This is a genomic window from Pseudomonas sp. WC2 (assembly GCF_050586545.1).
GTDB lineage: Bacteria > Pseudomonadota > Gammaproteobacteria > Pseudomonadales > Pseudomonadaceae > Aquipseudomonas.
The window spans coordinates 1-21,666 of sequence record NZ_JBOBDR010000018.1 but is presented as its reverse complement, the minus strand read 5'-3'; the positions used below and the strand labels follow the sequence as shown (position 1 = coordinate 21,666).

Below are 21,666 nucleotides of genomic sequence, written 5' to 3'. Positions count from 1 at the left end.
GCTCGCGATGGCGGTGTGTCTGACGACATTGTGCTGAATGTCAGTCCTCTATCGCGAGCAGGCTCACTCCTACAGTTTGTTCGGTGTTGTATCAGTAAGAATCACCGGGAATGCGCACGTAGCCTTCCATCAGCACGCGCGCACTGCGGCTCATGATGGCTTTCTTCACCACCCACTCGCCGTTTTCCAGGCTGGCTTCAGCGCCAACGCGCAACGTCCCGGACGGATGCCCGAAGCGCACGGCATTGCGTTCAACACCACCCGCCGCAAGGTTGACCAACGTGCCCGAAATGGCTGCCGCCGTACCAATCGCCACCGCCGCCGTGCCCATCATCGCGTGGTGCAACTTGCCCATCGACAATGCGCGCACCAGCAAATCCACATCACCGGCGCCTACCGCTTTGCCACTGGAGGCCACGTAATCCGCAGGCTTGGCAACGAACGCGACTTTCGGCGTGTGCTGACGCTTGGCCGCTTCATCCAGATTGGCAATCAGGCCCATGCGCAGCGCGCCATAAGCCCGAATCGTCTCGAACATCTGCAATGCTTGCGGATCGCTGTTGATCGCGCTTTGCAGTTCGGTGCCGGTATAACCGATGTCTGCGGCGTTGATGAAAATCGTCGGGATGCCGGCGTTAATCATGGTCGCTTTGAAGGTGCCAACCCCCGGCACTTCCAGCTCATCGACCAGGTTACCGGTGGGGAACATCGAACCACCGCCGCCCTCTTCTTCCGCCGCCGGGTCCATGAATTCGACTTGCACTTCAGCCGCCGGAAAGGTCACGCCGTCGAGTTCAAAATCGCCGGTTTCCTGCACTTCGCCGTTGGTGATCGGCACGTGGGCAATAATCGTTTTGCCGATGTTGGCCTGCCACACGCGCACCACCGCGACACCGTTTTGCGGAATGCGGCTGGCATCGACCAAGCCATTGCTGATGGCAAACGAACCGACCGCTGCCGAGAGGTTGCCGCAGTTACCACTCCAGTCGACGAATGGCTTGTCGATAGAGACCTGACCAAACAGGTAATCAACGTCGTGATCGGCCTTAGTGCTTTTCGACAGGATCACGGTTTTGCTGGTGCTTGAAGTCGCGCCGCCCATACCGTCGATCTGCTTGTCGTAGGGGTCGGGGCTGCCGATCACGCGCAGCAACAGAGCGTCGCGAACCGGGCCGGGAACCTGTGCGGCTTCGGGCAGATCCTTGAGGCTGAAGAACACGCCTTTGCTGGTGCCACCGCGCATGTAGGTGGCGGGGATTTTGATCTGTGGTGCGTGAGCCATGAGTGCTCCTTAAGCGCGAACGCGGGCGGTATCGCCCGCGTGCACGAAACGTGATTTAAACGGCGACCGCCGACTCTTCAAGGAAGTCCTGAGCGAAACGTTGCAACACGCCGCCGGCCTCGTAGATCGACACTTCTTCAGCGGTATCCAGACGGCAAGTCACCGGCACGTCAACGCGCTCGCCGTTCTTGCGATGGATCACCAGCGTCAGATCCGCACGCGGTTTGCGCTCGCCGATCACGTCGTAGGTTTCGCTGCCATCGATGGCCAGCGTGTGACGGTCGGTGCCCGGTTTGAACTCCAGCGGCAACACGCCCATGCCCACCAAGTTGGTGCGGTGAATGCGCTCGAAACCTTCAGCGGCAATCGCCTCGACGCCGGCCAGGCGCACACCTTTCGCCGCCCAGTCGCGGGACGAACCCTGACCGTAATCGGCGCCGGCAATAATGATCAGCGGCTGTTTGCGTTCCATGTAGGTTTCGATGGCTTCCCACATGCGCATGACCTTGCCTTCCGGCTCGACCCGGGCCAGCGAACCCTGTTTGACCTTGCCGTTTTCCACGACCATTTCATTGAACAGTTTCGGGTTGGCGAATGTCGCGCGCTGTGCGGTCAAGTGATCGCCACGGTGCGTTGCGTAGGAGTTGAAGTCCTCTTCTGGCAGGCCCATTTTCGCCAGGTATTCGCCGGCGGCGCTGTCGAGCATGATCGCGTTCGAAGGCGACAGGTGATCGGTGGTGATGTTGTCCGGCAGCACCGCCAATGGGCGCATGCCCTTCAGTGGACGAGCGCCGGCCAGCGCACCTTCCCAGTACGGCGGACGGCGAATGTAGGTGCTCATCTCGCGCCAGTCGTACAGCGGCGTGACTTTCGGGCCGGTGTCTTCGTGGACGGCGAACATTGGGATGTAGACTTGACGGAACTGCTCAGGCTTGACCGAGGACTTCACCACGGCGTCGATTTCTTCATCGCTCGGCCAGATGTCTTTCAGGCGGATTTCCTTGCCGTCGACCACGCCCAAGACATCCTTCTCGATGTCGAAACGGATGGTCCCGGCGATGGCGTAAGCGACCACCAGCGGCGGCGACGCGAGGAACGCTTGCTTGGCGTACGGGTGGATGCGGCCGTCGAAGTTGCGGTTGCCCGAGAGCACGGCGGTGGCGTACAGATCACGGTCGATGATCTCTTGCTGGATCACCGGATCCAGCGCGCCGGACATGCCGTTGCAGGTGGTGCAGGCGAAGGCGACGACGCCGAAACCGAGCTGTTCCAGTTCAGTGGTCAGCCCCGCTTCGTCGAGGTACAGCGCCACGGTTTTCGAGCCCGGCGCCAGCGAGGATTTCACCCACGGTTTGCGGGTCAGACCGAGCTTGTTGGCGTTGCGCGCCAGCAGGCCAGCGGCGATGACGTTGCGCGGGTTGCTGGTGTTGGTGCAACTGGTGATGGCGGCGATGATCACCGCGCCGTCGGGCATTTGCCCCGGCACGTCATCCCACTGCCCGGAGATGCCTTTGGCCGCCAGATCCGAGGTCGCGACGCGGGCATGCGGGTTGCTCGGGCCGGCCATGTTGCGCACCACCGAGGACAGATCGAAAGTCAGGCCGCGCTCGTATTGCGCGCCTTTAAGACTGTCCGCCCACAGACCGGTCAGCTTGGCGTACTGCTCGACGAGCTGCACTTGCTGATCTTCACGACCGGTGAGTTTCAGGTAGTCGATGGTTTGTTGGTCGATGTAGAACATCGCCGCCGTGGCGCCATATTCCGGGGCCATGTTGGAGATGGTTGCGCGGTCGCCGAGGGTCAGCGCAGCGGCGCCTTCGCCGAAGAACTCCAGCCAGGCGCCGACGACTTTCTGTTTGCGCAGGTATTCGGTCAGCGCCAGCACCATGTCGGTGGCGGTGATGCCTGGTTGCAGCTTGCCGGTCAGTTCGACCCCGACGCTTTCCGGCAGGCGCATCCACGAGGCGCGACCGAGCATCACGCTCTCGGCTTCGAGGCCGCCAACGCCGATGGCGATAACGCCGAGGGCATCGACGTGTGGGGTGTGGCTGTCGGTGCCGACGCAGGTATCAGGGAACGCGACGCCTTCACGCACCTGAATCACCGGAGACATTTTCTCCAGGTTGATCTGGTGCATGATGCCGTTGCCCGGCGGGATCACATCAACGTTCTTGAAAGCCTTTTTTGTCCAGTTGATGAAGTGAAAACGGTCTTCATTGCGACGGTCTTCGATGGCGCGGTTTTTCTCGAATGCCTGCGCATCGAAACCACCGGCCTCGACGGCCAGCGAGTGGTCGACGATCAGTTGCGTCGGCACCACCGGGTTGACTTGCGCCGGGTCGCCGCCCTGCAACGCAATCGCATCACGCAGGCCTGCGAGGTCGACCAGCGCGGTCTGGCCGAGAATGTCGTGACAGACCACACGCGCGGGAAACCACGGGAAGTCGAGGTCGCGTTTGCGTTCGATCAGTTGCTTGAGGGAATCGGTGAGCGTGGCCGGGTCGCAGCGACGCACCAGGTTTTCCGCCAGCACGCGGGAGGTGTACGGCAGAGTGTCGTAACTGCCGGGCTGAATCGCCTCGACCGCCGCGCGGGCGTCGAAATAATCCAGAGGACTGCCGGGCAGGGTTTTGCGGAATTCTGTGTTCATCGGGTCAGGACTCGGGTCACGGTGGTTGCAAAGGGTGGCTGACACAAACCTGAGTTACACACCATCCACTGTGGGAGCAGGCTCGCTCCCAAAGGGTCTAGCGGTGTTCTCTGGTTCCGGGTCAGCCCACCATTTCAGCGACGTTCGATTGGCACGAACTTGCGCTGTTCGACGCCGATGTATTCGGCGCTTGGGCGGATGATGCGGTTGTTGGCGCGTTGTTCGAACACGTGCGCAGCCCAGCCGGTCAGGCGCGAGCAGACGAAGATCGGCGTGAACAGCTTGGTCGGAATGCCCATGAAGTGGTACGCCGAGGCATGGTAGAAATCGGCGTTGGGGAACAGTTCCTTCTGCTCCCACATGGTCTTGTCGATGGCTTCGGAAACCGGGAACAACACCTTGTCGCCGACTTCGTCAGCAAGCTTTTTCGCCCAACCCTTGATCACTTCGTTGCGCGGATCGCTGTCTTTATAGATCGCGTGGCCGAAGCCCATGATCTTGTCCTTGCGCTCGAGCATGCCGAGGGTGCCTTTGATCGCGTCTTCCGGCGACGAGAAGCGTTCGATCATTTCCATCGCTGCTTCGTTGGCGCCGCCGTGCAGCGGGCCACGCAGCGAACCGATGGCTGCGGTGACGCAGGAATACAGATCGGACAGGGTCGAGGCGCAAACGCGCGCGGTGAAGGTCGAGGCGTTGAATTCGTGCTCGGCGTAAAGGATCAGCGAAACGTTCATCACTTTGACGTGCAGTTCGCTCGGCTTTTTGTCGTGCAGCAGGTGCAGGAAGTGGCCGCCAATGGTTGGTTCGCTGCTCACGCAGTTGATGCGTTTGCCGTCGTGGCTGAAGCGATACCAGTAGCACATGATCGCCGGGAAAGCGGCGAGCAGGCGGTCAGTCTTGTCGCGTTGCTCGGAGAAGTCTTTCTCTGGCTCGATGTTGCCGAGGAACGAGCAACCGGTGCGCATCACGTCCATCGGGTGGGCGTCGGCGGGGATGCGCTCGAGGACTTCTTTCAGCGCTTGCGGCAGATCGCGCAGCTTGCTCAGCTTGCCTTGGTATTCGTCGAGTTGCGCCTTCGTCGGCAGCTCGCCGTAGAGCAACAGGTACGCGACTTCTTCAAATTGTGCATCGGCAGCGAGTTCGCGCACGTCGTAGCCGCGATAGGTCAACCCGGCACCGGTCTGGCCCACGGTGGACAGTGAGGTCTGCCCGGCAACCTGGCCACGGAGCCCGGCGCCACTGAGTACTTTTGCTTCGGCCATTGTGTTCTCCAATCTTTTTAAATTTGTATGGGGAAACTTGTGGGAGCGAGCCTGCTCCCACAGGGTCGTGTTCAGCCTTTCTTTTGTGCAAACAGCGCATCGAGCTTCTGCTCGAACGTGTGGTAATCGATACGATCGTAAAGCTCCATGCGAGTCTGCATGGTGTCGATGACATTCTGCTGCGTGCCGTCGCGACGGATCGCGGTGTAGACATTTTCCGCCGCTTTGTTCATCGCGCGGAACGCCGACAGTGGATAGAGCACCAGCGACACGTCCGCACCGGCCAGCTGTTCGGTGGTGTACAGCGGCGTCGAGCCGAACTCGGTGATGTTGGCCAGGATCGGCGCTTTCACACGATTGGCGAACAGCTTGTACATCTCCAGCTCGGTGATCGCTTCCGGGAAGATCATGTCGGCGCCGGCCTCGATGCACGCCGCCGCGCGATCGAGTGCCGATTCCAGACCTTCCACCGCCAGCGCATCGGTACGCGCCATGATCACGAAGCTGTCATCGGTGCGGGCATCGACGGCGGCTTTGATGCGGTCGACCATTTCCTGCTGGCTGACGATCTCTTTATTCGGACGGTGCCCGCAGCGCTTGGCGCCAACCTGATCCTCGATGTGAATCGCCGCCGCGCCGAACTTGATCATCGACTTGACCGTGCGCGCCACGTTGAACGCCGAGGAGCCAAAACCGGTGTCGACGTCGACCAGCAGCGGCAGATCGCAGACGTCGGTGATGCGGCGCACGTCAGTCAGCACGTCATCCAGACCGGTGATGCCCAGATCCGGCACGCCGAGCGAGCCTGCAGCCACCCCGCCACCGGACAGGTAGATCGCCTTGAAACCGGCGCGCTTGGCCAGCAGCGCGTGGTTGGCGTTGATCGCGCCGACCACTTGCAATGGATGCTCGCTGGCGACCGCATCGCGGAAACGCTGGCCTGGAGTGCTGTGCTTGGAACTCATGACTCACCTCGTTCAGTGGCTGTCTTATTGTGGGCGCCGTCCTGGTAATGACGGGCAATGTTGCGTTTCGAGGCGCCGATGTGACGGCGCATCAACAATTCTGCGAGCTCGCCGTCACGGTCGGCGATCGCATCGAGAATCCGGTGGTGTTCGGCGAAGGCCTGGCGTGGGCGGTTCGGCGTGGTGGAAAACTGGATGCGGTACATGCGCACCAGTTGATACAGCTCGCCGCAGAGCATCTGCGTCAGCGTGCGGTTGCCGCTGCCCTGGATGATCCGGTAATGAAAGTCGAAATCGCCTTCCTGCTGGTAATAGCCAACGCCGGCCTGAAACGCGGCGTCGCGCTCGTGGGTTTCCAGGACCCGGCGCAGTTCGTCGATTTCCTCGACAGTCATGCGCTCGGCTGCCAGACGGCAGGCCATGCCTTCGAGGGATTCGCGGATTTCGTAGAGTTCGATCAACTCGGCGTGATTGAGCGACACCACCCGCGCGCCGACATGCGGCACGCGCACCAGCAGGCGCTGGCCTTCGAGACGGTGGATCGCCTCACGCAACGGCCCGCGGCTGATGCCGTACGTGCGCGCCAGCTCCGGCTCGGAGATCTTGCTGCCGGGGGCGATCTCGCCTTTGACGATGGCCGCCTGAATGCGGCGGAAAACGTTTTCCGACAGCGTTTCAGAATCGTCGCCGCTGATGACCGGGGGATCGAGTTGATCCAGCATGATTGTCGACACCTTCAAATCCAATGCGGCAAAAACTAGCCAATTCGACCGCATCAGTCAAAGGATAAATAGGTATTGTCGACAATCGTCTAATAACAGCCGCTGACATCCCCAAGGGTTATAGACCGCCTCGGGCGCTGGCGCCATAAAACCACCGTGCTAGAATGCCGCCCGCATTTGCTGGCCATTTGTACGGCTTGTCATAAAAAGCTGAAAGGCACACGAAGGGCCTTGCGCAAGTTTTGCCAAGGACCTGAACCGAAAACGGAACGCTGCGCACCAGGATTTATGAGACTCAAGCCCTTCCCTACATTCTTTGCCCTGTTTTGCCTGCCCGGCCTCGCCGCCGCGGGGGAAAAAACCGTGTACGGCCTCAACGAATACGCTTCGCTTGACGGCATCAATCTCGAAGTCGCGGCCAAACTCGACACCGGTGCGAAAACCGCCTCGCTGAGTGCCCGTGACATCAAACGCTTTAAACGCAACGGTGAGTCCTGGGTACGTTTCTACCTGGCCATCGACGCCGCGCATTCGCACCCGATCGAACGGCCACTGGCGCGGGTCAGCAAGATCAAGCGCCGCGCCGGCGACTACGACCCGGAAGAAGGCAAGAAGTACACCGCTCGTCCGGTGATCGAGCTGGATATCTGCATGGGCACGGCGTTGCGCAGCATCGAAGTGAACCTGACCGATCGAAGTGCGTTCCAATACCCGCTTTTGATCGGCTCCGAAGCGCTGAAACGCTTTGATGCGCTGGTCGACCCCAGTCTTAAATACGCTGCCGGCAAACCCGCCTGCACCATCGCCGCTCATACCGCCGAGTAATTTCCATGCGTTCTCTAACCTTCCACCTGAAAATCCTGATCACCATTCTGGTGCTGCTGGGCGTTTCGGTTACGGCCTATCAGATTTTCGTGCTCGGCATCCCGGTGACCGAAGACGCCACCGACGACTTGTGGAACATCGACGCCAAGGTCGAGTTCGTCGCCAGCACCAAAGACCCGGTAAAGATCCAGATGTTCGTGCCGCCGTTGAGCCGCGACTACGTCAGCCTCAACGAGAGCTTTATCTCCAATAACTACGGCGTCGCGGTGAACCGCGTCGACGGCAACCGCAAGGTGACCTGGTCGGCCCGCCGCGCCAAAGGCAACCAGACCCTTTATTACCGCCTGGTGCTGACCAAGCGCTACACCGCCGAAAAAACCAAGATCAAAGGCCCGACCTTCCGCGACAGCATCGCCATCGAAGGCCCGGAAAAAATCGCTGCCGAAGCTCTGCTCGCACCGATCCGCCAGCACTCCGCCGACGTTGAAACCTTTATTGGCGAGGCGATCAAACGCGTCAACAACCTCAACGACGACAACGTGAAACTGCTACTGGCGGGCGATCCATCGACTGCGCACAAAGCCAAAATCGTCGAGTTGCTGCTGTCCATCGCCCACGTGCCGGTGGAAAAAGTCCACACCATCCGCCTCGTCGCCGATCAACCGCAAATGCCCGAACTGTGGCTGCGCAGCTTCAACGGCAACGACTGGCTGTATTTCAACCCGGAGACCGGCGAGCAAGGCCTGCCGACCGACCGCTTGCTGTGGTGGACCGGCGATGAAAACCTGATCACCGTCGACGGCGGCAAGAAAGCCAACGTGACCTTCAGCCTGAACAACAGCGAGATGAATGCGATTCGTCTGGCCAAGCTGACCGACGAGAACACCGACGCCAACTTCCTCGAATACTCGCTGTACGGCTTGCCGCTGCAGACGCAGCAGACGTTCATGATCATGGTGATGATCCCGATTGGCGTGCTGGTGATTTTGATTCTGCGCAACCTGATCGGCCTGCAGACCCTCGGCACGTTCACCCCGGTGCTGATCGCCCTTGCCTTCCGTGAAACGCAACTGGGCTTCGGCATTCTGCTGTTTACCGTGATCACGGCGCTGGGCCTGTCATTACGATCGTATCTGGAACACCTCAAGCTGCAAATGTTGCCGCGACTCTCGGTGGTGTTGACCTTTGTCGTGGTGCTGATCGCGGCGATCAGTCTGTTCAGCCATAAACTGGGTCTGGAGCGCGGCTTGTCTGTAGCGCTGTTCCCGATGGTGATTCTGACCATGACCATCGAACGCCTGTCGATTACCTGGGAAGAACGCGGCGCCAGCCATGCGATGAAAGTCGCCATTGGCACGCTGTTCGCCGCGTCCCTGGCGCACTTGATCATGACCGTCCCAGAGCTGGTGTACTTCGTGTTCACCTTCCCGGCGATCCTGCTGATTCTGGTCGGCTTCATGCTGGCGATGGGTCGCTATCGCGGTTACCGCCTGACCGAACTGGTGCGTTTCAAGGCTTTCCTGAAGAAGGCTGACGCCTGATGTTCGGTTTCTGGAAGACCTGGAAGGCGCTGGAAGCGCGGGGCATCATGGGCATCAATCGGCGTAACGCCGACTACGTGCTCAAGTACAACAAGCGCAGCCTGTACCCGATCGTCGACGACAAGATCATCACCAAAGAACGCGCGATCGAGGCCGGCATTCACGTGCCGGAGCTGTATGGCGTGATCTCCACCGAGAAGGAAATCGACAAGCTCGGCGAGATCATCGGCGGGCGCAGCGATTTTGTGATCAAACCGGCCCAAGGCGCCGGCGGGGACGGCATCATCGTCGTCGCCGACCGTTTCGAAGGTCGCTATCGCACGGTGTCGGGCAAGATCATTGCCCACGAAGAGCTTGAGCATCACATTTCCAGCATCCTGACTGGCCTGTATTCCTTGGGCGGCCACCGTGATCGGGCGCTGATCGAATATCGGGTGACCCCGGATCAGATCTTCAAGAGCATCAGCTACGAAGGTGTGCCGGACATCCGCATCATCGTGTTGATGGGCTACCCGGTGATGGCGATGTTGCGCCTGCCGACCCGGCAGTCCGGCGGCAAGGCCAACCTGCACCAGGGCGCGATTGGCGTCGGCGTCGATCTGGCGACCGGTCTGACTTTGCGCGGTACCTGGCTGAACAACATCATCACCAAACACCCCGACACCACCAACGCAGTGGATGGCGTGCAACTGCCCTACTGGGACGGTTTCATGAAACTCGCGGCGGGCTGTTATGAGCTGTGCGGGTTGGGTTACATCGGCGTTGATATGGTGCTGGATCAGGAGAAAGGTCCGCTGATTCTCGAGCTGAATGCGCGGCCCGGGCTGAATATCCAGATCGCCAATGACTGTGGGCTGACATTGCGGACCCACGCGGTTGAAGCGCGCCTGGAAGAATTGAAGGCGCGTGGCGTGACGGAGACGGTTGAGGAGCGCGTGGCGTTTACTCAGGAAATGTTTGGGCATATTCCAGCCGTCGAAGGCTGATCCCCCCGATGATCGTTCCCACGCTCTGCCTGGGAATGCATCCCGTGACGCTCCGCGTCACAGTGGACGCAGAGCGTCCATGGCGGCGTTACCACGCAGAGCGTGGGAACGATCACTCATATCAAGCCGAACCCAAGTTTTGAAAAGCCCCCGATCTGCTCCCTTTCCCCTCGCCCCCTTGGGGGCGGTCCGACGTCTCGGGAGGGCTGGGGTGAGGGGGTGGCTTTTGACTTTGATCTGGCATCGGAGAGGACTACAATCCCCACCCCGCCTCGATGGCCGATCTGCCCCGCCCATGTTGACCTGTTCCGTACACCCGCTGCCCTACCGTGCCAATCCCGCCGACTACTTCGCGGCCATCCGTCATGCGCCTGGCGCCGTGCTGCTCGACAGTGGCCGGCCCAGTGCCGACCGTGGCCGTTATGACTTGCTCAGCGCCTGGCCGCTGGAACAACTGGCGGTGCTGCCGGACGAGAGCGGCAGCCATTTCCTGCAACGGCTGCGCGACAATCTGAGTCGCCTCGGCGAGGCTGATTTGCCCGCGGGTTTCGAGTTGCCATTCGCGGGCGGTTTGATCGGTTACCTGAGCTACGACTTCGGTCGGCATCTGGAAAACCTGCCGAGCCAGGCCCGCGATGACCTGCAATTGCCGGATGCGCGTTTTGGCCTGTACGACTGGGCGCTGATCAGTGATCACCATGCGGCTACCAGCCAATTGGTTTTTCATCCGTCGGTGCTCGACAGCGAGAAACAGCGGTTGATCGCGTTGTTCACGCAACCAGTCGTCAGTGCATTGGCTCCGTTCAAGCTGAAAACCGCGATGGCCGCCGACCTCTCGGCAGACGAATACCGTCAGGCCTTCGAACGCATTCAGCATTACATCCAGGCTGGCGACTGCTATCAGGTCAACTTCGCCCAGCGTTTCCGCGCGGCGTGTCAGGGCGATCCGTGGCTGGCTTACTGCAAGTTGCGCGAAGCCTGCCCGACACCGTTCTCCGGTTTCCAGAGCCTGCCCGATGGCGGCGCGGTGCTGAGCCTGTCGCCCGAGCGTTTCGTCAAAGTCAGCCAGCGTCAGGTCGAAACCCGCCCGATCAAAGGCACCCGCCCGCGTGGCGTCACGCCAGCCGAAGACGCGGCCAATGCCGCCGAACTGCTGGCCAGCCCCAAGGATCGCGCGGAAAACCTGATGATCGTCGACCTGCTGCGCAACGACCTCGGCCGCACCTGCCGCATCGGTTCGGTGCGGGTGCCGGAGTTGTTCAGTCTGGAAAGTTACCCGAACGTGCATCACCTGGTCAGCAGCGTGACCGGCGAGCTGGCGGATGATCGCGACGCACTGGATTTGATCGCCGGCAGCTTCCCCGGCGGCTCGATCACCGGTGCGCCGAAGATTCGTGCGATGCAGATCATCGATGAACTGGAGCCGACCCGACGCGGTTTGTATTGCGGTTCGTTGCTGTACCTGGACGTGCGCGGCGAGATGGACAGCTCCATCGCGATTCGCAGTCTGTTGGTCAAGGATGGGCAGGTGTGCTGCTGGGGCGGTGGCGGGATTGTTGCCGATTCGGACTGGCAGGCCGAGTATCAGGAGTCGATTACCAAAGTCAGAATCCTCCTCGACACCCTGCAGAACCTCTGAGTAATGATCGTTCCCACGCTCCGCGTGGGAATGCAGCCCGGGACGCTCCGCGTCCCATCCAAGGCCGAACGCGGAGCGTCCGTTGAGGCATTCCCACGCAGAGCGTGGGAACGATCATCAGGTAACCAGGCTTACAGGCTGAGGTCGCGGTTTGAGGCCTTCAAGAATTCCTGCTTCAACTCGGCAAAGGTATGCACCGCCGGAAACTGCGGAAACTCGCGAATCACATTCTCCGGCGCATGGAACAGAATCCCCGCATCGGCCTCGCCCAGCATCGTCGTGTCGTTGTACGAATCCCCTGCCGCAATCACTCGGTAATACAGGCTCTTGAACGCCAGCACCGACTGGCGCTTCGGATCTTTCTGACGCAACTGATAGCTGGTCACCCGCCCGGTTTCGTCGGTAATCAGACGATGGCACAGCAAAGTCGGGAAGCCCAGTTGGCGCATCAGCGGCTGCGAGAACTCGTAGAACGTATCCGACAGAATCACCACCTGAAAGCGCTCGCGCAGCCAGTTGACGAATTCCACGGCGCCGTCCAGCGGCTTCAGCGTGGCGATCACTTCCTGAATATCCGACAGCTTCAAGCCGTGCTCATCGAGGATGCGCAGACGCTGCTTCATCAGCACGTCGTAATCGGGAATGTCCCGGGTGGTGGCCTTGAGGGAGTCGATTCCGGTTTTTTCAGCGAAGGCGATCCAGATTTCCGGCACCAACACCCCTTCAAGATCCAGGCAAGCAATTTCCACAAGACACTCCCGTTTGTATTGATTATTTGAGTCGAGCGAGGCCGAACTCTAGCGGCTCGAATCCGCACGCGCAACGCACAGTGCGCCCCGAGCCGTGCAGCTTTTTGTTACCATCGGCCCCATATAGAGCGCCCAGCGCCACCGACCTGTAGGAAGCCGCCCTGATGAGCCCAACGTTCGACGTCGTGGAACTCGCCACGACCTATGCCAACAAATCCGCGCAAGACATCCTCAAACTCGCGTTTGCCGAGTTCGGCGATGATCTGTGGATATCTTTCAGCGGCGCCGAGGATGTGGTGCTGGTGGACATGGCCTGGAAGCTCAACAAGAACGTCAAAGTCTTCAGTCTCGACACCGGTCGCCTGCATCCGGAGACTTACCGGTTCATCGAGCAAGTGCGCGAGCACTACAAGATCGACATCGAAATCGTCTCGCCGGACTACACGAAACTGGAACCGTTCGTGAAGGAAAAAGGCCTGTTCAGTTTCTACAAGGACGGCCATGGCGAATGCTGCGGCATTCGCAAGATCGAACCGCTGCGCCGCAAACTGTCCAGCGTCAGAGCCTGGGCCACCGGCCAGCGCCGCGACCAGAGCCCGGGCACCCGCAGCGCCGTGGCAGCGATGGAAATCGATACTGCGTTCTCCACACCGGAACGCACCCTGTACAAATTCAACCCGCTGGCGCAGATGACCAGCGAAGAGATCTGGGGTTACATCCGCATGCTCGAGCTGCCGTACAACAGCCTGCATGAGCGCGGCTTTATCAGCATCGGCTGCGAACCGTGCACCCGCCCTGTCCTGCCGAACCAGCACGAGCGCGAGGGGCGTTGGTGGTGGGAAGAAGCGACGCAGAAAGAATGCGGGCTGCATGCGGGCAATATCATCAGCAAGGCATAGCCCCAGCCACACCGGTTCCCCTGTGGGAGCGAGCCCTGCTAGCGATGGCGACTTGTCAGTCAATGCAATGTTGACTGACCGAGTTCCATCGCCAGCAGGGCTGGCTCCCACACTGTTCTATATAGACACAAAAAAAATGTGTACACACGACTGTCACCATCGGTGCCATTTATGTGTGCACTTTTTTGTTTCCGCGCCCTTAAAAGTTACATCCCGCCTGAAAATCCCTCTTCCTCGCCGTCCTCATAAATCTTGCGGCAAAAAAAAATTCCTGTTCAAACGGTCAATTTATAAGCACTTATTTTCAATGGCTTACCCATCATCGATAACTTTTCGAAATGAGCAACGCCACCCATAGATCCGTAACTGGCACAAATCTGGCTTTAGTGCATACATGTTTTGTATACAAAACTGCAAAACATACACACACTTTCGATCCGCAAGCCTGAAGCGCCCTATCCCGTACAGGCTGCAGATGCCCCGTAACCAGTGATGCTTTCACTGCCGCGACGAAGATTTGTCGAGCCTGACGGCTTATGCACAGTCATCGCGGCCCTGAACATCAGGAGCCTGCCGGAATGCGTACAAGTCTCTCCAACAATATCGCGCTCAATCTGCCCGCCTCTGCCCTCGACCAACCGTTACCTCGTGACGGTATGAGCGAGCCGTTACAACTCAGTCCCCGCCTGCACAACAGTGACCTCGCGCCGACCAAGGCCGAAGGTCGCCGCTGGGGCAAATACAGCATCTTCGCCCTGTGGACGAACGACGTGCACAACATCGCCAACTACTCCTTCGCCATCGGCCTGTACGCCTTGGGCCTGGGTGGCTGGCAGATTCTGCTGTCGCTGGGGATCGGTGCGGCGCTGGTGTACTTCTTCATGAACCTTTCCGGTTACATGGGGCAAAAAACCGGAGTGCCGTTTCCTGTCATCAGCCGGATCAGTTTCGGCATTCATGGTGCGCAAATTCCTGCACTGATCCGGGCAGTTATCGCCATCGCCTGGTTCGGAATTCAGACGTATTTGGCGTCAGTTGTCTTCCGCGTGCTGCTCACTGCGGTGCACCCCGGCTTCGCCGAATACGACCACAACTCGATCCTTGGCCTCTCGACCTTGGGTTGGGTGTGCTTCGTGGCGATCTGGTTCGTGCAATTGGCGATTCTCGCCTACGGCATGGAGATGGTTCGCCGCTACGAGGCGTTTGCCGGGCCGGTGATTTTGCTGACGGTCGCCGCCCTTGCCGCGTGGATGTACTTCCAGGCCAACGCGACCATCGCTTGGTCGATCCGCGAACCACTGACCGGTGCCGAGATGTGGCGCAACATCTTTGCCGGCGGCGCGTTGTGGCTGGCGATCTACGGCACGCTGATTCTCAACTTCTGCGACTTCGCCCGCTCTTCGCCGTGCCGCAAGACCATCAAGGTAGGAAACTTCTGGGGTTTGCCGGTGAATATTCTGGTGTTCGCCGCGATTACCGTCCTGCTCTGTGGCGCGCAATTTCAGATCAATGGCCGGATCATTGAAAGTCCTACCGAAATCATCGCCTCGATCCCCAACACGTTCTTCCTGGTGCTCGGTTGCCTGGCGTTCCTGATCGTCACCGTCGCGGTGAACATCATGGCCAACTTCGTCGCCCCGGCGTTTGTTCTCAGCAATCTGGCGCCGAAGTACCTGACCTTCCGCCGCGCCGGACTGATCAGCGCAACCATCGCCGTGTTGATCCTGCCGTGGAATCTCTACAACAGCCCGTTGGTCATCGTGTACTTCCTGTCCGGCCTCGGCGCCCTGCTCGGCCCGTTGTACGGCGTGATCATGGTCGACTATTGGCTGATCCGCAAAGGTCGGGTCAACGTCCCGCAGCTCTACAGCGACGAACCGAATGGCGCTTATTACTACAGCCGCGGGATCAATTTCCGCGCGGTGGCGGCGTTTATTCCTGCGGCGCTGATCGCCATCGTCCTGGCGCTGGTTCCCGGTTTCCACAGTGTTTCGCCGTTTTCCTGGCTGATCGGTGCCGGTATCGCCGGAATGCTTTACCTGATCATCGCCAAGCGTCAGCCGCACTACGCCGATGTCAGTGGCGAATCGATCGCGGTGGACAACGTCTGCCACTAACTCCCTCGCGGCCCGGATTTCGGGCCGCAGAACTGCCCGCTATAAGGATGTCCCCATGCGAATTCTCGTGGTCAACGTCAACACCACCGAATCCATTACCGATGCCATTGCGCGCTCGGCGCAGGCTGTCGCGTCGCCCGGCACCGAAATCGTCGGTTTGACCCCATTCTTCGGTGCCGACTCGATTGAAGGCAATTTCGAAAGTTACCTGGCCGCCATCGCGGTGATGGATCGGGTGATGGCCTACGATCAACCGTTCGACGCGGTGATTCAGGCCGGTTATGGCGAACATGGCCGCGAAGGTTTGCAGGAATTGCTCAACGTGCCGGTGGTGGACATCACTGATGCGGCGGCGAGCACGGCAATGTTTCTCGGCCATGCGTACTCGGTGGTGACCACGCTGGATCGCACCGTGCCGCTGATTGAGGATCGGCTGAAACTGTCTGGTTTGTGGGATCGCTGCGCTTCAGTGCGTGCCAGTGGTTTGGCCGTTCTGGAGCTGGAACACGAGCCGCAGCGTGCGCTGGAAGCGATCGTGCATCAGGCTGAATTGGCCGTCACGCAGGACAAGGCCGAGGTGATTTGCCTGGGTTGCGGCGGCATGGCCGGGCTCGATGAACAGATTCGTCGGCGTACCGGCGTGCCGGTGGTGGATGGCGTGACGGCGGCGGTGACGATTGCGGAATCGCTGGTGCGCTTACGCCTGTCGACGTCGAAAGTGCGGACTTACGCGACGCCGCGACCGAAGAACATTATTGGCTGGCCGGGGCGGTTTGCCCGTTGAGGTCATCATCGTAGACCGAGTCGCTCCATTCGCGAGCAGGCTCGCTTCCACAGGGGGAATGCATTCCAAATGTGAGAGCGAGCATGCTCGCGAAGGCCGCGCCTCGGTATCAAGTTTGCTCAAATCGCACTAAACCGCCGCGCCAACCCGCACTCCGCAAACTGCTCAATCACAAAATCCACAAACGCCCGCGTCTTCCCCGGCAACAATTTATGCTCGGCGTAGTAAATCGAAATATTGCCATCATCGACAAACCAGTCCGGCAACACCCGCTGCAACGTCCCCGCCTCCAGATACCCGACCGCAAACGGCATGCTCACCAGCGCAATCCCCAAACCTTGTGCCGCCGTCCTGCATGCCGCCTCGGAATCGCTCATGGTCATCCGCGCCCGGAGCGTCAACGGCTGACAATTCTGCGGATTGCGCCCGGTCAACTGCCAGGAACGCACGCGCCCGGTTTGCGGTGAGCGGATCAGAATGCCGTCGTGTTGACTGAGGTCTTCCGGCTCGACGATCTCGGGATGAGCCTGTAAATAATCAGCGGACGCCACCAATATCCGGTGCGCCGGGGTCAACTTGCGCGCGATCACCCCTTGCGGCAATTCGAAGCCGCCACCGATGGCCGCGTCGAAGCCCTGCCCGATCAGATCGACTTGCCGATTATCGAAATGCCAGTCCGGATTGATCGCTGGATATCGCCGCAGAAACTCACCGAGCATCGGCACGATGTGCAGGCAGCCAAACGCCGCGCCCATGCTGACTTTCAGCGTTCCCGCCGGCAGCCCTTCGACACTGGACAGATTGGCCACGGCATTTTGAATGGTCGTCAGGCTGCCACTGACCTGATCGAGGAAAAGCTGCCCGGCCTCGGTCAGCGTCAGGCTGCGTGTACTACGCTGGAACAGCCGCACACCGAGCCGCCCCTCGAGCTTGGCCACACTCTTGCCGACTGCCGCCGGGGTCAGACTCAGGCGCCGCGCGGCCTCGGCAAAGCTGCCGACCTCGGCACTGCGCACGAAGCATTCGATGCTGCTGAAGGTTTCCATGGTCGCCACTATAAACTTCTGGTTTACACAGACTATAGCAATCATGGTCTACACAGTTGTCGATACCACGCCGATACTCGGCACCAACACCAAGGCATTTCGCCTTGAATAGTCTGGAGATCGAACATGACCACTCAACACCTCGGCGGCAAAGTCGCTCTGATTCAAGGCGGTTCCCGTGGTATCGGCGCTGCCATCGTCAAACGTCTGGCCGCTGAAGGCGCTGCAGTAGCCTTCACTTACGTCAGCTCCACCGCCAAGGCCGAAGAATTGCAGAACAGCATCACCGCCGCTGGCGGCAAAGCTCTGGCGATCAAGGCCGACAGCGCCGATGCCGCCGCCATTCGCCACGCCGTCAGCGCAACCGTCGAAGCCTTTGGCCGAGTCGACATTCTGGTCAACAACGCTGGCGTACTGGCCGTCGCGCCGCTGGAAGACTTCAAACTTGAAGACTTCGACCAGACCGTGGCAATCAACATTCGCAGCGTCTTCATTGCCTCCCAGGAAGCCGCTAAACACATGGGCGAAGGCGCACGCATCATCAACATCGGCAGCACCAACGCTGACCGCATGCCCTTCGCCGGCGGCGGTGTGTACGCAATGAGCAAATCGGCGCTGGTCGGTTTGACCAAAGGCCTGGCTCGCGATCTGGGCCCACGCGGCATCACCGTCAACAACGTGCAACCTGGCCCGGTTGATACCGACATGAACCCGGCGCACGGTGACTTCGCCGAAAGCCTGATCCCGCTGATGGCCGTCGGGCGCTACGGTACAGCCGAAGAGATCGCCAGTTTCGTCGCCTATCTGGCAGGCCCGGAAGCCGGTTACATCACCGGAGCCAGCCTGACCATCGACGGTGGTTTCGGGGCCTGATTTTCCGGCTGAACGAAAACGCCGCCCCTCCTTTAACGGAGGGGCGGCGTTTTTGTGCATCAGGTGTTTAAGCCCATTCCAGCGCTGGCAAACCACAATCACTCGGGGTGAAGGCTTTGAGCGTACGAAGAATCCCGTCCGCGTGTGCGTATTTTTCATCGGCCATGGCGGCATCCGGAATCGCAATCGCGGTCATACCGGCGGCTTTCGCAGCGGTCACGCCAAACGGCGAATCCTCGAACACTAGACAATCCTCAGGCGCGACGCCCAGACGTCGAGCGGCGGTGAGGAAAATATCCGGTGCCGGTTTCGCTGCGCCGACTTCCGGATCGTCCGCCGTCACGATGAAATCGAACAACGCGAACCAGTCGCGGTGCAGCGTGGTTTTCTGGCCGAACGATTGACGCGAAGAACTGGTGCCCACGGCGATGGGAATGTTGTGCGCCTTGAGATGGCGGATCAATTCCTCGGCACCCGGCATGGCTTGCGCGGTGGGAAAACGCTCGCGCATCAACGGTTCGCGGATCACCAGGAATTCTTCAGCGGTGATCGGCAGATCCAGCGCCTGCACCACGTAGTTCGCCAGGTCGTTGGCACCGCGACCAATGATGTTCTGCTTGATGCTCCAGTCGAAGGTTCGCCCATAGCGCCCGGCAATCAGCGAGGTGACTTCGGTGTAAATGCCCTCGGTGTCGAGCAGCAAACCGTCCATATCGAAAATCACGGCCTTGATCGGGCCGAACGCCTTCAGCGGTGCATTCATCATCGGATCCGTTAACAAAGACATCCCAGGCGACTTGATACAGGTCGCTGCTCGGATCTGATTAAAGGGTTCAGCAGCATAACGAGCCCGACGGACATTGGGCAACGGCCAATGTCCGTTGCCGCGATGAACGACTCGCAAGCATTTAGCGAAACATCCTACAGACTTCACCTACTCGCCCGACTTCTTTCCTGTTTGATCCCCCGCAAAGTCCCCGCACCTTTTTATGTGCGCGAGAGACTGTGAATGTTTCAACCTGATCGACTCTTGGCCCTGAACAACAGCATCGGCTTGCTGATAGTCGCCGCGCTCAATCCTGAACACCCCGATTTTGAAACCCTGATCCGCGAATTTCGCCTGTGCCTGAACAACTACGAGGCTTGGGCCGAGCAGTTCTGGACAGGCACGGCGCTGGACGTCGAACAGGTGTTCACCGTCGGCAATGACGTGCGTCTCAGTGCACCGATCCAATCCCGCCAGCCGATCACTTCCGCGGTGGTCATGTGTCCGGCCAGTGGCGCGCTGACCCTGGTGCACATGTTCGAGGCCGCACGGTTTGTGCCGATCGGCGACACGCCGGTCACGCTCGAACCGGTGATCGCCGATGTCGGCGGCGCGCTGACTTTCGGCGAACCACTGCGCCACACGATCGGCCCGAGCGGCATTCTGCAAGTGCACGATTGCGAGCGGGGCCAGCGTTATCGCATCACCTTTTTTCCCGATGTTTCCAGCGACCATGTGCAGACGCTGTATGCATCTTATGAAGCGGTTCTCGGCAATCTCGAAAGCTGGTTGCGCGGTGAATGGGCGCAATTTCAGCCGCAGTGGAAAGAGTTTTCCAGCGCCGGGTTTGTTGACCGTTACGGGCAGTTGCAGCGAGCCGATTGGCGTGGTTTCGAGAATGCCTTGAATGGTGTCTGGGATGACATCAAGCAGGTTTTCGCCCTCCTTGCCGACTTGCAGGCCAACAGCGAGAAGTTGCTGGAATATCTGAGCGCGGTTGAGCTGGAGGCGCTGCTAAACGCCTCCAGCGAAGCCATTGCCAACGCTCTGCTGATGCTCAGCGATGAACCGCTGTTGTTCATTCATCTGGCCGCGTTCACCAGTTGGCTGAAGATGTTGCCGCCGCAGTATCTGGCCGAAGTCGTGGCCGAGGTTCGGGTCGAACTGCTGATCAGTTTTCTGCTGATGTGTGTGTCGGGTGGTGTCGGGGTTCCGCTGCGTCTGAGCAACAAGGTGCTGGCGAAGGTCAAGTCGCCACGGGCGCGGGAGTGGTTGGCGGCTTCGGCGGTGCGGTTGGCGGAGCTGAACTCGACGCCCGAGCTGAGCAAACATGCGAGCGTTTTGCGGCCCTTGGCGCTCCATGCGCGTGATGCTGAGCTGAAACCGACACCGTCGATTCCACTGAATATTCGTCAGGCCGATTCTGTGGTGTTGACGGTGCCGAATCCAGCGCCTCTTGTGCGGGACAAGCCGGGTGGTTCGACCCGGATGGAACGGCATGAGCCGCACGACGACTCGCCGGATCAGGCGAAAAACCCCAACGGTGATAGCGCCGATTGCGCAGCGCTGACCTGCACCAACGGATGTCCGGTGTCGATGGTCACCGGCGAGGAATTGCTGACCCTGACCGATGGCGTGCTCGATGGCGTGTTGCCGTTTGAGTTCAGCCGTTTGTATCGCAGCAGCGCTGTCGAGATTGATGTTGGGTTGGGGTTTGGCTGGAGTCATTCGCTGGCGCATCGGCTGGAGTTTTTGGCTGATGACGTTGTTTGGGTCGATCACGAAAACCGGCGTACGCAGTTTCCGCTGCCGAACGTCTCGCGACCGGCGATTCACAACAGTCTGTCGCGGGCGGCGATCTTTCTTGGCGATGAACCGGAGGAGCTGATTCTTGCGCTGGCGGGGGACGCGGCGCGGTTTTATCACTTTCGTGCGGGGCGGTTGACGGCCATCAGCGATGCCTATGGCAATCGTCTGACGGTGCAGCGTGATCGGTCTGACAGGGTGCACCGACTGGATAACGGTGCCGGGCGCTCGTTGCTGTTGCGCTATGACCGGGCGCAGTTGATCGCGGTTGATTACCAGGTTTTTCAGCGCGGCGAATGGGCGACTGAGCAGACCCTGGTCAGTTACTGCTACGACGCCCGCCAACGCCTGTTGGCCGCGACCAACGCCGTGGGCGACAGCGAGCGGTACGACTACGACGATGCCAACGTCATCCTCCAACGGCAACTGGCTGGGGGCGCGAGTTTCTTCTGGGAGTGGGAACGCGCTGGTAAGGCTGCCCGTTGCGTAAGGCACTGGGCCTCGTTTTCGCAGATGAACACCCGTTACGTCTGGGGCGACGACGGCCGTGTCACGGTGCATTACGTCGATGGCACCGAAGAGGTTTACGTCCACGACGATCAAGCGCGACTGGTGCGCAAGGTCGAGGCCGATGGTGGTGAACAGCTCAAGGCTTATGACGCTGCCGGGCGCTTGATCGCCGAGCAGGATGCGCTCGGCGCCGTCACCGAATACCACTACGACGACGTCGGACGCCTGATCGCGCTGATTCCGC

At 60.1% G+C, this 21,666-nt stretch carries 17 protein-coding genes; 9 read left to right on the top strand and 8 right to left on the bottom strand.

The features are described 5' to 3' along the window. Positions 1–91: 91 nt before the first annotated feature. From prpF to ACQ4OE_RS20895, 5 genes are all read right to left on the bottom strand, one after another. Positions 92–1,282, bottom strand: coding sequence for a 2-methylaconitate cis-trans isomerase PrpF (prpF, locus tag ACQ4OE_RS20915; RefSeq protein WP_430947757.1), 1,191 nt, complete (start codon positions 1,280–1,282; stop codon positions 92–94). 55 nt (positions 1,283–1,337) lie between these two features. After that, positions 1,338–3,932, bottom strand: a complete 2,595-nt coding sequence (gene acnD, locus ACQ4OE_RS20910; RefSeq protein ID WP_430947756.1) for a Fe/S-dependent 2-methylisocitrate dehydratase AcnD — start codon at positions 3,930–3,932, stop codon at positions 1,338–1,340. Positions 3,933–4,066: 134 nt separating this feature from the next. Beyond that, on the bottom strand, positions 4,067–5,194 hold the full coding sequence (prpC, locus tag ACQ4OE_RS20905) for a bifunctional 2-methylcitrate synthase/citrate synthase (protein WP_430947755.1): 1,128 nt from the start codon (positions 5,192–5,194) through the stop codon (positions 4,067–4,069). 71 nt (positions 5,195–5,265) lie between these two features. After that, positions 5,266–6,159 carry a methylisocitrate lyase gene (prpB, locus tag ACQ4OE_RS20900; RefSeq protein WP_103303868.1) on the bottom strand — a complete coding sequence of 298 codons (894 nt, stop codon included), beginning with the start codon at positions 6,157–6,159 and terminating at the stop codon, positions 5,266–5,268. Continuing rightward, on the bottom strand, positions 6,156–6,878 hold the full coding sequence (locus ACQ4OE_RS20895) for a GntR family transcriptional regulator (RefSeq protein ID WP_430947804.1): 723 nt from the start codon (positions 6,876–6,878) through the stop codon (positions 6,156–6,158). Before ACQ4OE_RS20895 ends, prpB begins: the two co-directional genes overlap by 4 nt. Positions 6,879–7,169: 291 nt before the next feature. Here ACQ4OE_RS20895 and ACQ4OE_RS20890 point away from each other — a divergent pair, with 291 nt between their 5' ends. The 4 genes from ACQ4OE_RS20890 to pabB all read left to right on the top strand — a co-directional run bounded on the left by ACQ4OE_RS20890 (position 7,170) and on the right by pabB (position 11,872). After that, positions 7,170–7,706 carry an ATP-dependent zinc protease family protein gene (locus ACQ4OE_RS20890; protein ID WP_008081000.1) on the top strand — a complete coding sequence of 179 codons (537 nt, stop codon included), beginning with the start codon at positions 7,170–7,172 and terminating at the stop codon, positions 7,704–7,706. Between the two features lie 5 nt (positions 7,707–7,711). After that, on the top strand, positions 7,712–9,247 hold the full coding sequence (locus ACQ4OE_RS20885) for an inactive transglutaminase family protein (RefSeq protein WP_008080999.1): 1,536 nt from the start codon (positions 7,712–7,714) through the stop codon (positions 9,245–9,247). After that, positions 9,247–10,233 (top strand): alpha-L-glutamate ligase-like protein, encoded by a 987-nt coding sequence (locus ACQ4OE_RS20880; RefSeq protein WP_122592589.1) that lies wholly within the window; start codon positions 9,247–9,249, stop codon positions 10,231–10,233. Before ACQ4OE_RS20885 ends, ACQ4OE_RS20880 begins: the two co-directional genes overlap by 1 nt. Before the next feature lie 295 nt (positions 10,234–10,528). Then, entirely contained in the window at positions 10,529–11,872 is a 1,344-nt protein-coding gene (gene pabB / locus ACQ4OE_RS20875) for an aminodeoxychorismate synthase component I (RefSeq protein WP_430947754.1), read from the top strand. Positions 11,873–12,003: 131 nt separating this feature from the next. On the opposite strand, the gene thrH is transcribed toward pabB, so the two are convergent. After that, the gene (gene thrH / locus ACQ4OE_RS20870) at positions 12,004–12,621 is read right to left on the bottom strand and encodes a bifunctional phosphoserine phosphatase/homoserine phosphotransferase ThrH (RefSeq protein ID WP_016986256.1); all 618 of its coding nucleotides are present in this window, start codon (positions 12,619–12,621) and stop codon (positions 12,004–12,006) included. 164 nt (positions 12,622–12,785) lie between these two features. Between thrH and ACQ4OE_RS20865 the strand changes: the two genes are divergently transcribed. The 3 genes from ACQ4OE_RS20865 to ACQ4OE_RS20855 all read left to right on the top strand — a co-directional run bounded on the left by ACQ4OE_RS20865 (position 12,786) and on the right by ACQ4OE_RS20855 (position 16,421). Beyond that, entirely contained in the window at positions 12,786–13,520 is a 735-nt protein-coding gene (locus tag ACQ4OE_RS20865; protein ID WP_430947753.1) for a phosphoadenylyl-sulfate reductase, read from the top strand. Positions 13,521–14,098: 578 nt separating this feature from the next. Beyond that, the gene (locus tag ACQ4OE_RS20860) at positions 14,099–15,637 is read left to right on the top strand and encodes an NCS1 family nucleobase:cation symporter-1 (protein WP_430947752.1); all 1,539 of its coding nucleotides are present in this window, start codon (positions 14,099–14,101) and stop codon (positions 15,635–15,637) included. 55 nt (positions 15,638–15,692) lie between these two features. Further along, complete coding sequence (locus tag ACQ4OE_RS20855; protein ID WP_122592593.1) at positions 15,693–16,421, top strand: aspartate/glutamate racemase family protein; 729 nt, start codon at positions 15,693–15,695, stop codon at positions 16,419–16,421. Between the two features lie 119 nt (positions 16,422–16,540). On the opposite strand, the gene ACQ4OE_RS20850 is transcribed toward ACQ4OE_RS20855, so the two are convergent. Next, positions 16,541–17,467 carry a LysR family transcriptional regulator gene (locus ACQ4OE_RS20850; protein WP_430947751.1) on the bottom strand — a complete coding sequence of 309 codons (927 nt, stop codon included), beginning with the start codon at positions 17,465–17,467 and terminating at the stop codon, positions 16,541–16,543. A gap of 126 nt (positions 17,468–17,593) precedes the next feature. On the opposite strand from ACQ4OE_RS20850, the gene ACQ4OE_RS20845 reads away from it, so the two are divergent. After that, on the top strand, positions 17,594–18,340 hold the full coding sequence (locus ACQ4OE_RS20845; RefSeq protein WP_430947750.1) for a 3-oxoacyl-ACP reductase family protein: 747 nt from the start codon (positions 17,594–17,596) through the stop codon (positions 18,338–18,340). Between the two features lie 67 nt (positions 18,341–18,407). Here ACQ4OE_RS20845 and ACQ4OE_RS20840 read toward each other — a convergent pair whose 3' ends face one another. Further along, entirely contained in the window at positions 18,408–19,103 is a 696-nt protein-coding gene (locus ACQ4OE_RS20840) for an HAD-IA family hydrolase (protein ID WP_122592596.1), read from the bottom strand. Positions 19,104–19,349: 246 nt separating this feature from the next. Here ACQ4OE_RS20840 and ACQ4OE_RS20835 point away from each other — a divergent pair. Then, positions 19,350–21,666 (top strand): DUF6531 domain-containing protein (locus tag ACQ4OE_RS20835; protein ID WP_430947749.1); only part of this gene is annotated, 2,317 nt, incomplete at its 3' end.